10 protein-coding genes and 1 riboswitch are annotated in these 11,700 nt (G+C 66.8%); of the genes, 3 read left to right on the top strand and 7 right to left on the bottom strand.

Annotated features, from left to right (window positions below; genetic code table 11):
* Genes QA639_RS16930 through QA639_RS16910 form a run of 5 tightly spaced genes read right to left on the bottom strand, consistent with a single transcriptional unit; the run spans position 1 to position 6,443 of the window.
* Positions 1–630, bottom strand: a complete 630-nt coding sequence (locus QA639_RS16930; protein ID WP_283090266.1) for a precorrin-8X methylmutase — start codon at positions 628–630, stop codon at positions 1–3.
* Positions 630–1,793 (bottom strand): precorrin-3B synthase, encoded by a 1,164-nt coding sequence (cobG, locus tag QA639_RS16925; RefSeq protein ID WP_283090265.1) that lies wholly within the window; start codon positions 1,791–1,793, stop codon positions 630–632. Before cobG ends, QA639_RS16930 begins: the two co-directional genes overlap by 1 nt.
* Entirely contained in the window at positions 1,790–5,038 is a 3,249-nt protein-coding gene (cobN, locus tag QA639_RS16920) for a cobaltochelatase subunit CobN (RefSeq protein WP_283090264.1), read from the bottom strand. The genes cobG and cobN overlap by 4 nt, the downstream gene beginning before the upstream one ends.
* Positions 5,038–6,072, bottom strand: coding sequence for a cobalamin biosynthesis protein CobW (gene cobW / locus QA639_RS16915; RefSeq protein ID WP_157346034.1), 1,035 nt, complete (start codon positions 6,070–6,072; stop codon positions 5,038–5,040). Before cobW ends, cobN begins: the two co-directional genes overlap by 1 nt.
* Positions 6,069–6,443, bottom strand: a complete 375-nt coding sequence (locus QA639_RS16910; protein ID WP_028331460.1) for a DUF1636 family protein — start codon at positions 6,441–6,443, stop codon at positions 6,069–6,071. The genes cobW and QA639_RS16910 overlap by 4 nt, the downstream gene beginning before the upstream one ends.
* A 94-nt stretch (positions 6,444–6,537) precedes the next feature.
* A riboswitch (cobalamin riboswitch) is annotated at positions 6,538–6,747 on the bottom strand.
* A 36-nt stretch (positions 6,748–6,783) separates the two neighbouring features.
* Here QA639_RS16910 and cobO point away from each other — a divergent pair.
* Both cobO and QA639_RS16900 read left to right on the top strand, forming a co-directional pair.
* The gene (cobO, locus tag QA639_RS16905) at positions 6,784–7,437 is read left to right on the top strand and encodes a cob(I)yrinic acid a,c-diamide adenosyltransferase (protein WP_051375969.1); all 654 of its coding nucleotides are present in this window, start codon (positions 6,784–6,786) and stop codon (positions 7,435–7,437) included.
* A gap of 11 nt (positions 7,438–7,448) precedes the next feature.
* Positions 7,449–8,897, top strand: a complete 1,449-nt coding sequence (locus tag QA639_RS16900; protein WP_157346032.1) for a cobyric acid synthase — start codon at positions 7,449–7,451, stop codon at positions 8,895–8,897.
* Positions 8,898–9,098: 201 nt separating this feature from the next.
* Here the strand turns inward: QA639_RS16900 and cobD are convergent, their stop codons facing one another.
* Together cobD and cbiB are read right to left on the bottom strand one after the other, a co-directional pair.
* Positions 9,099–10,067 (bottom strand): threonine-phosphate decarboxylase CobD, encoded by a 969-nt coding sequence (cobD, locus tag QA639_RS16895; protein WP_157346030.1) that lies wholly within the window; start codon positions 10,065–10,067, stop codon positions 9,099–9,101.
* A gap of 11 nt (positions 10,068–10,078) precedes the next feature.
* Positions 10,079–11,020, bottom strand: a complete 942-nt coding sequence (gene cbiB / locus QA639_RS16890) for an adenosylcobinamide-phosphate synthase CbiB (protein WP_028331464.1) — start codon at positions 11,018–11,020, stop codon at positions 10,079–10,081.
* Between the two features lie 147 nt (positions 11,021–11,167).
* On the opposite strand from cbiB, the gene cobU reads away from it, so the two are divergent.
* A complete protein-coding gene (cobU, locus tag QA639_RS16885; protein WP_028331465.1) occupies positions 11,168–11,671 on the top strand; it encodes a bifunctional adenosylcobinamide kinase/adenosylcobinamide-phosphate guanylyltransferase in 504 nt (167 codons plus the stop codon).
* The last annotated feature ends 29 nt before the right edge of the window (positions 11,672–11,700 follow it).

The raw sequence follows: 11,700 nt of genomic DNA, 5'->3' as shown, positions 1-11,700 counted from the left end.
CTATTCGCTCCGGCTCGCCAGCGCATTGACGGCGGCAACCGTGATCGCCGAACCACCGAGCCGTCCCTCGACCGTCAGCGCCGGCACGGGGGGCTCAGCCATCAATGCCGCCTTGGATTCCGCCGCGCCGACAAAGCCGACCGGACAGCCGATGATCGCCGCCGGCCTTGGGCAATCGGTATCCTCCAGCATGTTGAGCAGATGGAACAGCGCCGTCGGCGCGTTGCCGATCGCGACGATGGCGCCGCCCAGATGCGGCCGCCACAGCTCGAGCGCCGCCGCGGAAAGTGTGTTGCGCATCGATTGCGCGAGTGCAGGCACCTTGACATCACCGAGCGTGCAGATGACGGCATTACCCGCCGGCAGCCGCGCGCGCGTAATTCCTTCCGACACCATGCGCGCGTCGCAGAGGACTGGCGCGCCCTCCTGCAAGGCCGCCCGTGCGCTCGCGGCCATGCCCGATGTGAAGCGCACATGCGCTTCCAGGCCCACCATGCCGGCGGCATGGATCATGCGCACGACCACCGGCTCTTCGTCTGGCGTGAAGCGGGCAAGGTCGGCCTCGGAGCGGATGGTGGCAAAGGACTGGCGATAGATCGCTGCGCCATCGGTCTCGTAGACGTGCGGCATCAATGGCCTCCCGTCAGCACGGAGGGATTTGCGACGAGGTACGAACTGGTCAACCCTCGGAGGACCGGCGCATCCCGCGTCGTGCCGCGGCGGATCAGATCAAAGCCGTCAATCGTCGCAACGAGGGTGACATCCAAAGGACCGGAATGGGCGCAGCCCTTGGCGCAGCCGGAGACGTGGAGCCGCGCATCGGGTGGGACATGCCGCGCGAGCGCCGATGCCAGCATACGCGTGTCCGCATGCGCATCGCCGCAGCGCGGTGCGCCGCTGCAGGCGACCACGCGCAGCCTCGGATCGCCGGCATCAGTCACGAAGTCCGCCCCACGGGGCATCTCGCGCATCCCCTCCACCAGCATCATCCGCCACGGCGTCATGCGGAGGGCCCGCGCGCCCGCAGCGAGATCGCGGAGCGTCTGGTGCGGCATCTGCCCGAAGGCGACGCCAACCATCGCGCCGATTGGATGGATGCCCGGCACAGGACTCGATGATTGGCCGGCTGGTTCGGCATCACCGCGAAGCGACTCCGGCAGGCTCGCGCCGCCGGCAAGATGAGCCGCCATCCGTCGCCGCTCACCCCTGGCCCCGCCGGAGGTGACGAACCATTCGGCCAACGCCACCGCGACCTGAACAGCCTCGCTCCGCGTGACGGAGAGGCCGACTTGCGCGCCATCGGCCCGCACCAGCAGTCCGCGGTTGCGATCGCGCTCGATCCTGATATCGGCGGACGCATCCGCCAACATCCGCGCATTGCCATCATCGATTGCGAAGCCGAACTTGGTTGGAAGATCAAGCGAGGCACCGGCAAGCCCCTGCTCAAGCTCGGTCGCAAGCGAGCGCGTCTCGTCGGCGGCAGTCCAGAACGGCGTCACCAGAATGTTGCGCTGCGCCTCGGTATTCGAGTCTGTGTCCAGCAACCCGAGCTCAGCGAGCCCATCGACCAGGCGCGGATAAGCTTCATCGCGGACGCCGCGGATCTGGAGATTGGCGCGGCTGGTCAGGTCGATCAGGCCGTTGCCGTATCGCGCCGCCAGCTCGGCGATTCCCGCTGCCTGCGCCACGTCCAGCCGTCCGCCGCGCGGGCGAATGCGCACCACGAGGCCATCGCCTGATAGCATCGGCCGCAGCGCGCCTGGACACCAGCCCTTGACTGCAACCGCGCTCATGAGGCCTCCTGCAGGGCAGCCGCGATCGAATTGCGCCGTGTCTGCCAGAGCGAGGCTTCATGCAATCTCATGAAGCAGGTTTCGATCGAAGCCAGCGCCGCCGGATTCTCGCGCGCCATGAAGCCGCGAACTTCGTCATTGCCGAGCGTCGCATCGTAGTAGAGATCGAACAGATGCGGCGGCACCGCGCCGGCGAGATGGGCGAACGCCGCCATGTGCTCCAGCGTCGCCGATATCTCGGCGGCACCACGAAAGCCATGGCGCATCATGCCCGCGATCCAGGCAGGGTTGGCGGCACGCACCCGCACCACCCGCGAGATTTCCTCGGTCAACGCCCGGGCATGCGGCTGATCCGGCCGCGTCACATCGAGGTGATAGAGCGATGGGGCTTTCGTGCCAAGGCGCCGGGCAGCCGCCGCGATGCCCGCCTCGTGCGCGGCATAGTCCGCCGCCAGCAGCAGATCGGTCTCCGGCAAATCCTGAGTGTGAACAAAACTGTCCGCAGCCGCGAGCCGCGCCTCGATGCCGGCGCGATCGGGCCGCATCTCGCCGTCGGATGCGAGAGCCCACGACGATGCCGACAGCCAGGCTTCGCCGGCCGCCTCGCGCGCCTCCTCGGTGAAGACATCTGACAGCGACGCAATGCCAACGCCATAATGTCCGGGGCGAGGACCGAACACGCGCGCGATGCGCTGCCGGTAAGGATTCTCGTCCGCCTCGTCGCTGCGTTCGGACAACGCCTCCGCCGCGGCTTCGAACAACTGGGCCAGCCCTGAGAAGACGTCGCGGAACAGCCCCGACACCCGCAGCGTGACGTCGATGCGCGGCCGGCCGAGTTCCGCCGGCGCGATGATGTCGTAGCCCGACACCCGCCCCGAGCCGTGATCCCAGCGCGGCGCGATGCCCGCGAGGTGCAAGGCCATCGCAAAATCCTCGCCGGCGGTGCGCATCGTCGAGGAGCCCCAGAGGTCGACCATGAGTCCCTTCGGCCAGTCGCCGTGATCCTGCAAATGACGGCGCAACAGCTCCTCGGCGAGTTTCACGCCTTGGGCATGCGCCGACGGCGTCGGCACCGCGCGCGGATCGACCGCAAACAGGTTGCGTCCAGTCGGCAGCACGTCGCGGCTTCCGCGATAGGGCGAGCCCGACGGCCCCGGCGCCACGCGCCGACCCGCGAGCGCATCGCACAGCGCCGCCCTCTCCGCCTCGCCGCAAGCGCCCCGTCCGAACACATGCAAGCCGTCGCCGAACTGGCTTTCCTTGAGGTCGCAGACGAAACGATCGATCTGCGGAATGGCCTCGGCCGCCGAGACCGACGCGGCGAGACCGAGATCGTCTTCCAGCCCTGCGATGCGTGCTTCGTCGCGGATCGCGGCGATCAGGCGCTGCCGCCGCGGCGGATCGAGACCATCGGCGGTCGAATACTCATCGAGCAAGCGCTCGAGATTGCGCAGGCCTTCCGGCACTGCGGCCTTCGCGAGCGGCGGCGGCAGGTGACCGATCGTCACGGCACCGATCCGGCGCTTGGCCTGCGCCGCCTCGCCGGGATCGTTGACAATGAAGGGATAGACAACCGGCAGATCGCCGATCAGCGCCTCCGGCCAGCATGCGGACGACAGCGCAACCGACTTGCCAGGCAGCCATTCCAGCGTTCCATGCGCACCGATGTGGACGACGGCATCGATGGCCTGCTGCCTGAGCCACAGATAGAACGCGACATAGGCATGGCGCGGCGTGCGCGCCAGATCGTGATAGTCGGCGTCGCGCTGCCCCACCTCGCCGCGCTCCGGCTGAACGGCAATGACCGATTTGCCGCAGCAGATCGCCGCGAAATGAAATGCGCCGTCACGGCAACCGGGATCGTCCTCCGGCGCGCCCCATGCGCGGCCGAGATCATCCTCCAGTTGCCGCGGAAGGCCGGAAAGCGCCGCACGGTAGTCGGCGACGTTCCACGTCAAAGTCCTGCGCAAAAGAATGTCGCCCAGCGACTCAACCGGCTCAAGGTCAAATCCCGCAGCCGCGAGATCGGTCAGCAATGCCTCGACCGAGGCAAGCGCATCGAGGCCGACGGCATGCGCGATCTGATGCGGCCGGCCGGGATAGTTCGAGAGCACCAGCGCGAGCCGCTTATCCTGTGCGTGCTTGCCGGCAAGCCGATGCCAGGCGGCCACGCGTGCGGCAATTGCAGCGACGCGCTCGGCATCCGGTCGATGCGCAAGATGCGCGAATTGCAGCTCAGGATCGCGCTCACCAGGCGATTTGAAGCTCACGACCCCTGTGAACAGGCGGCCATCGACCTCCGGCAGCACCACATGCATCGCGAGATCGCCGGGCGAAAGCCCGCGAAGCGACAAGGCCCAATCCTCGCGCCGCGCGGTCGACAAAGCGACCTGGAACACCGGGCATGATGCGGCGTCGAACGGCGTCGTACCGTCGTCACCGGCCGCGGAGAACGCGGTCGCATTGACGATGGCCGCTGGAGCGCATTGCGCGAACTGAGCGCGCAGCCAGTCGGCCACGCCCGCCGCCTTCAGCGAGGTGACGAAGACACCGTGGGCATCAAAGCCCTTCTCGCGCAATGCATCGATCAATGCATCGACCGGCGCCGTATCGCCGGCCGCGAGGTAGGAACGATAAAACGTCACCAGCACGCGCGGCCGGCCATCCGGTGCCGGCAACGCCGCGACGGCACCGCGCCGGGGATCGTAGACGCCGATCTCGGGAAGATCGATCTCGCCGACCACCGGCCCGGCATAGAGTCCGGACGCCAGCGCCAGTTGCGCGATCACGGCCTGCGCGGCAACGGGGCCGCCCTTGTCGCACAGCACCTTCAGACGGCGCAACGTCGAGACCGGCAAGGTCGAGAATTCATCCAGCCGCTGATCGTCGCGGCCATCGGCCGGCAGCACGACCAGGGCGATGCCGCGCTCCTTCGCCAGCCGATGCACCGCGGCCAACCCGTATGACCAATAGGGCTCGCCGCCGATCAGCCGCACCAGAATGCCGCGCGCGTGCGACAGCGTCCGCTCGATGTAGGTATCGACCGACAGCGCATGGCGCAACTCCGCGAGATTGGCGAGCCGCAGCGACGGCAACGCAGCGCGGCCGCGCCGCCAGCCGGCCGCGAAGGCAGCAAGATCGCTGTCGGAAAACGACAACACCACGAGATCGGCCGGATCCTGGCCGAGGTCCCTTGGCGTCGCGGTCTCCTCAAGGCCGCGGCTCTCGCGGAAGACGACGTGCATCAGACACCAAGCCGTGCCCTGATCGCGGCTTCATCGATGTCGGCATGTTCGCCGATCACGACGAGCTTCGACTGCCGCGCCCGGGCGCCCCAGGGCATGTCGAACTGATGCCGCACCCGCTCGCCGACCGATTGCACCAGCAGCCGCATCGGCTTGCCCTCGACCGCGATGTAGCCCTTGGCGCGCAGCACATTCTGCTCGCGCGCCAGCCCCTTGATCGAGGCGACCAGCGCGTCGACATCCGAAACTTCCGGAAGATCGATCACGACGGAATTGAAATCGTCGTGCTCGTGTTCCTCTTCGCCATCGTGATGCGACGGCCGCGCCGCGAGGTCGTTTTCCGCCGCCGCCTCGAGCCCGAGGATCACGCGTGCGTCGATCGTGCCGTCGACGACGGGCAACATCGGCACCTCGCGCGGCATCTCGGCCGCGATCACCTCTTTCGCCGCCTTGATCCCTTCCGCCCCGGCGAGATCGGCCTTGGTCAGCAGCACGATATCGGCACATGCGATCTGATCCTCGAACACTTCCGACAGCGGCGTCTCGTGGTCGAGATTGTCGTCCGCCGCACGCTGCGCATCCACCGCGGCCGGATCAGGCGCAAACCGGCCGGCGGCGACGGCCTCGGCGTCGGCGAGCGCGATCACGCCGTCGACCGTGATCCGCGAACGAATCTCCGGCCAGTCGAACGCTTTCAGCAGCGGCTTCGGCAGGGCGAGCCCCGAGGTCTCGATCACGATGTGATCGGGCTTCACGTTCCGCGCCAGCAACTGCTCCATCGCCGGGATGAAATCATCGGCGACGGTGCAGCAGATGCAGCCATTGGCGAGCTCGACGATATTCTCGGCCGGACAATTGGCGTCGGCGCACGACTTCAGGATGTCGCCGTCGACGCCTTCGCTGCCGAATTCGTTGACCAGCACCGCGAGCTTCTTGCCGTTAGCATTGCGGATCAGATGCTGGATCAGCGTCGTCTTGCCGGAGCCGAGAAAGCCGGTCACGACCGTGACCGGAATTTTGGCGAGCGTGTTCATTCTGCGGCCTCCGGCACGACGGGAAGAGGTGGAATGCGGGCGAGCGATTGCTTGCGGAAGATTTCCGGACGGCTGCGCCACGGCACGATGCCGTCGGGCGCCGCCGCATACGCGGAGGCACCGGCGATCACATCCGCGGCATTATCGGCGGACAGTCGGCCGTAGACATAGGACCAGCGCCCCGGCGCGCTGAGCGCGACTGAGCACCCTTGGCTGCAGGCCGACAGGCATGCGACGGGAACCAGATTGACGTCATCGGGCACGCCGGCCTCGACAAGCGCGGCATGCAGGCGTGCACCGGGCGCGAGCTCACCTTCCGCCGGCGTCTGGCCGGCGCGGCAGGTGATGCAGACATGAAGTGTAACGCTCATCGCCCTTCCTGGATTGACAGCGGGAAGCGATGAGGCACACGAACCGATTTTGGACAGGTTCGTTCCCCGTCGCGGAACACCCCGTCCGCCGGTTTCACAACATGCTGCGTTGGCAGGTCTCCCGGCTTGCGGAGCAGGTTTTACCCTTCGATGCCCACCTTCCCGACTCCATGGAATCAGTGGCTTGGGCATCTCTCCGGTCACGGTTGCGGGGGCGGCTGCGCTTCGGGCCCGATTTAGCGGAGCCCTATCGCATTCCCTCTTCGCCTGTCGTAGGACAGGAACCAACGCGGGACCACCATTCGTCCAAGCCTCGCACTTGTCAAGCCGAAGGAACGTGATGATTTCAGATGGAAACGACGCTGAAGACGGCACCGTCGGCACCGATCTTTCGCTGGACACGCGCCACGCGGACAAGATGGCGAAAAAAAAGGCCGCCCGCGACCGCATCATGGCGACCAAGAGCGGTGAAAAGGGCCTGATCATCGTTCATACCGGCGCCGGCAAAGGAAAATCGTCCTCCGCGTTCGGCATGATCGTGCGCTGTGTGGCGCACGGCTTTCCCTGCGCCGTGGTGCAGTTCATCAAGGGCGCCTGGGATACCGGCGAACGCCGCCTGCTCACCGGGCATTTCGGCGATCTCTGTCAATTTCACGCCATGGGCGAAGGCTTTACCTGGGAGACGCAGGATCGCGCCCGCGACATCGCGGCAGCGCAAGCCGGCTGGGAAAAGGCCAAGCAGCTGATCGCAGACCCGAGCCTGCGCATGGTCGTGCTCGACGAGATCAACATCGCGCTACGCTACGAGTACCTCGCGATATCAGATGTCGTCGACTTTCTGACCACGTCGAAGCCGCCGATGACCCATGTCGTGCTCACCGGGCGCAATGCCAAGGATGAATTGATCGAGATTGCCGACCTCGTCACCGAGATGACGCTGGTGAAGCATCCGTTCCGCTCAGGCATCAAGGCCCAGCCGGGCGTCGAGTTCTGACGGACATCACGATGGCGCGCGCATTGATGATCCAGGGAGCCGGCTCGGACGTGGGCAAATCGCTCATCGTCGCCGGCCTCGCGCGCGCCGCGCGACGACGCGGCCTGCGCGTGCTGCCGTTCAAGCCGCAGAACATGTCGAACAACGCCGCCGTGACCGTCGACGGCGGCGAGATCGGCCGCGCGCAGGCCTTGCAGGCCCTCGCCGCGGGCGTCGAGCCGCACACCGACATGAACCCGGTGCTGCTCAAGCCCGAAACCGATGTCGGCGCCCAGATCATCGTGCACGGCAAACGGATCGCCACCGCACGCGCGCGCGAATATGCCGCCATGAAACCATCGCTGATGGCCGCGGTGCTGGGGAGTTTTGCGCGCCTGAAGCAGCGCGCCGATCTGGTGCTGGTCGAGGGCGCCGGCAGCCCCGCCGAGGTCAACTTACGCAAGTCCGATATCGCCAATATGGGGTTTGCACGCCGGGCCGACGTGCCCGTGGTGCTGGTCGGCGACATCGACCGCGGCGGCGTGATCGCGCAGCTGGTCGGCATCAAGGCGGTGATCGATCCTGATGATGCCGCGATGATCCAGGGCTTTGTCATCAACAAATTCCGCGGCGATCCGACATTGTTCGACGACGGCTACCGCCTGATCGAAGAGCGCACCGCCTGGCGCGGGTTTGGCGTGCTGCCCTGGTTCGTCCGCGCCGGCGAACTTCCGGCTGAAGATGCGCTCGGGCTCGGCGAGTCGCGCAAGCCGGGCCAGTGCAAGATCGCGTTCCTTGCGCTGCCGCGGATCGCCAATTTCGACGACCTCGATCCGCTGAAGCTCGAGCCCGGCGTCGATCTCATGATGGTGCGTCCGGGCGAAGCCGTCCCGGGTGATGCGAAGCTCGTCATCCTGCCCGGCTCGAAATCGACCCGCGGCGATCTCGCCTTCCTGCGCGCGCAGGGCTGGGACATCGATCTCCTCGCTCATCGTCGCCGCGGCGGCCATGTCCTCGGCCTGTGCGGCGGCTACCAGATGCTCGGACAGAGCGTCGCCGACCCCGATGGGATCGAGGGTCCCGCCGGTGAAACGCGCGGCCTTGGGCTGCTCGATGTCACGACCACCATGACCGAACAGAAGACACTGACGCGCGTCAGCGCAGTGCATGAAGCGACCAGCCAGCCGATCAGCGCCTACGAGATCCATATCGGCCGCACCGACGGCCCGGATCGCGTGCGTCCTTTTGCATCGCTTGATGGCGCGCCGGAAGGCGCCATTTCGAGTGACGGGCGCGTTCACGGCAGCTATCTGCACGGACTGTTCGCCTCGGACGAATTTCGCAAGGCCTTCCTCGCGCAACTCGACATCGCGGCGGCTGATCAGCCCTACGGCGCCAGGGTCGAGAGCGCGCTCGACGCGCTTGCCGGGCACATCGAGACCCATCTCGATGTCGAAGGCCTGCTCGCGCTGGCGCGTTAAAGCGAGATAATTCCTGGGTCGAACAGCGACGGCGCTGTACCCCTCTCCCCGTTCTTCACGGGGAGAGGGTCGGGGTCAGGGGCCGTCTCCGTATATCCGGTGATAGCTGCGTTCGCGGAGACTCCCTCTCACCCGGAACGCATCTGGCGATGCGTTCCGACCTCTCCCCGCACGCGGGGCGAGGCGACGCTGAGATCGTCGCTAGACCGAAGACAGCACGGCGGAAAGGCGAGACCATTCGGCCTCGCTGCCCGGCAAGCCGAGCCGCAGCCATCCCGGCTTTTGCTGGAAGACCCGCGACCAAATCTGCGCACGCGCAAGTATCTCCTGCGCGGCCAACGCATCGTCGGTCTGGTACAGCCGGAACAGCAACGTGCCGCCGACCAGCGTCCAGCCCTGCGATCGCGCCATTGCGTCGAGCCTGACGCAGTCGTCTACCAGCCGCGCGGCCGTGGCCTTGGCCCAGTCGTGATCGAGCAACGCGCGCCGTCCGATCGCAATCGCGGCGCCCGAAACCGGCCATGGGCCCGCCATCGCGGCAAGCGCGGCGATGTCCGCCTCGCTGCCGATCGCAAAGCCGAGCCGCAAGCCGGCAAGTCCGTAGAACTTTCCGAAGGAGCGCAGGATCAGGAGCCCCGCGCGTCCTGCTTCCGGTGCAAGGGACAGGTCAGGAACGGCATCCGCAAAGCTCTCGTCGATGACGAGCCGGCCAACGCGCGGCAGCAGTGCCAGCAACTCGCGCCGGTCATGGCGTCGTCCGTCGGGATTGTTCGGGTTGACGACGACGGCAATGTCCGCACCCGCGAGCGCGGCGAGATCGGACACCTCGGCGACGTCCCAGCCGGCGGCCGACAACACCGCGGCATACTCATTGTAGGTCGGCGCCAGAATCCGCGCCCGCCCCAGGGGCGCCAGATGCGGCAGCAACTGAATGGCGGCCTGCGCACCGCCCATCGCCACGATCGACGCGTCGGTCGCATAGGCCTGCCGCGCGGCGTCGTGCAGCGATTCAAGATCGGATCGCGACGGCAACGCGCTCCAGTTGCGCGGCTCGACATCGACCAGGGGATACGGCACCCGATTGATCCCGGTCGACAGGTCGATCCAGTCGTCCGCAGCGCCGCCGAAGCGCTGCCGGGCGACATCAAGATTCCCGCCGTGCTCACGCATACGCCGTTCCTTCACGCCAGCGCCAGGACTAGCAACGCCCCGGCCAACAGAATCATGGCGTAACGATAGAGTTTCAGCCCGGTGAGGACGTCAGCGGCAGCCGGATCGCGCGCCCCCTCGTTCAGCCAGGGCTCATCGGCGATGTGACCGTGATAGATGCGAGGACCGCTGAGCCGCACGCCGAGCGCGCCGGCCATCGCGGCTTCCGGCCACCCGGCATTCGGCGAGCGATGCCGCTGCGCATCGCGCAACACGCATGACCACGCCTGCGAACGGTTCGGCGCGAGCAGCACGAACAGAACACCCGTCAACCGTGCCGGAACGAGATTGGCGAGATCGTCGATCCGGGCGGCCGCCCAACCAAAGGCTTCGTGCCGTTCGGTACGATGACCGATCATGGAGTCCAGCGTGTTGATCGCCTTGTAGCCAAGGATTCCCGGCAGGCCGAACAGCGCGCCCCAGAACACCGGCGCCACGATGCCGTCGGATGCATTCTCGGCGAGGCTCTCGATGGTGGCGCGCGCGATGCCGGCGTCATCGAGCATTGCCGGATCACGCCCGACAATCTGCGCAACCGCCGAACGTGCGGCCGCAATGTCGCCGGATACAAGAGGATTGGCCACCGCGGCGACGTGGTCATGCAGCGAGCGCACGGCAACCAGCGGCCACGTCAGCACACCGACAAGGACAACGCGCACCCATCCGGATGCGAGCACAGACTGAACGGCCCAACCGAGCCCAATCACCAGCGCGATCACCGAAACGGCGGCCGCGACGCCAGCCACGCGACGAAACGCCGGCGGATCGGAGGCGCGGTTCCAGGCGCTATCGACGAGATGGATCAGCCGGCCGAGCCAGGTCACGGGATGGCCGATGCGGGCAAACAGCCACGCCGGCCAGCCGATCAAGGCATCCATCGCCATCGCCACCGCCATCGCTCCCGCAAAACCCACTTGACCCTCTCCTCGCCGCGGTCCCCTGATGCGCAAGACATCGGCCGAGCGCAAGCCCTCCGTGACGGATTTCGGCTTTGTCTTTCTCCGCGATTGGTGGTTAGAGCGTTTCCGAGCGAAGTGCGTACTGGTCGCACAGGAGATGATATGGCCGTCATTCTGATCACGGGGGGAGCCCGGTCCGGCAAAAGCCGGCGCGCCGAACTTCGTGCGCGCAGCTTTCCGGGACAGCCGATCTATATCGCGACCGCCGAGGCGCTCGACGCAGAAATGGATGAGCGGATCGCCAGACATCGCGCGCGGCGCGGCAGCGACTGGATCGAGCGCGAGGTGCCGCTCGATCTGGTTGAAGCGGTGTCCGGGACCGATGGCGCTGGTGCGAGGCTGGTCGATTGCCTGACGCTCTGGCTATCCAATCTGCTGCATGCCGGGCGCGACTGGTCGCAGGAAGTGACTCGGCTGGCGGATGCGCTGTCGCGCCAGCGCGGCCCGGTCGTGCTGGTCACCAACGAGGTCGGTCTCGGCATCGTGCCGGACAATGCATTGGCGCGGGCTTTCCGCGACGCCGCAGGAATCATGAACCAGACTATCGCCGGCATCGCGGACGAGGTTGAGTTCGTCGTTGCGGGCCTGCCGATGAAGCTTAAATGAAGTCCGAGATCGATCCTGCCAAAGGCCCC

This window comes from Bradyrhizobium pachyrhizi, assembly GCF_029714545.1.
GTDB classification, from domain to species: Bacteria; Pseudomonadota; Alphaproteobacteria; order Rhizobiales; family Xanthobacteraceae; genus Bradyrhizobium; species Bradyrhizobium pachyrhizi.
The sequence above is the reverse complement of the archived record's forward strand: the minus strand, read 5'-3'. Positions and strand labels throughout refer to the sequence as shown.

Bases quoted from the DNA above. Each gene is read 5' to 3' on its own strand.
- QA639_RS16930 (WP_283090266.1), bottom strand. From the start codon at position 630: ATGCCGCACGTCTACGAGACCGATGGCGCAGCGATCTATCGCCAGTCC.
- cobG (WP_283090265.1), bottom strand. From the start codon at position 1,793: ATGAGCGCGGTTGCAGTCAAGGGCTGGTGTCCAGGCGCGCTGCGGCCG.
- cobN (WP_283090264.1), bottom strand. From the start codon at position 5,038: ATGCACGTCGTCTTCCGCGAGAGCCGCGGCCTTGAGGAGACCGCGACG.
- cobW (WP_157346034.1), bottom strand. From the start codon at position 6,072: ATGAACACGCTCGCCAAAATTCCGGTCACGGTCGTGACCGGCTTTCTC.
- QA639_RS16910 (WP_028331460.1), bottom strand. From the start codon at position 6,443: ATGAGCGTTACACTTCATGTCTGCATCACCTGCCGCGCCGGCCAGACG.
- cobO (WP_051375969.1), top strand. From the start codon at position 6,784: ATGATTTCAGATGGAAACGACGCTGAAGACGGCACCGTCGGCACCGAT.
- QA639_RS16900 (WP_157346032.1), top strand. From the start codon at position 7,449: ATGGCGCGCGCATTGATGATCCAGGGAGCCGGCTCGGACGTGGGCAAA.
- cobD (WP_157346030.1), bottom strand. From the start codon at position 10,067: ATGCGTGAGCACGGCGGGAATCTTGATGTCGCCCGGCAGCGCTTCGGC.
- cobU (WP_028331465.1), top strand. From the start codon at position 11,168: ATGGCCGTCATTCTGATCACGGGGGGAGCCCGGTCCGGCAAAAGCCGG.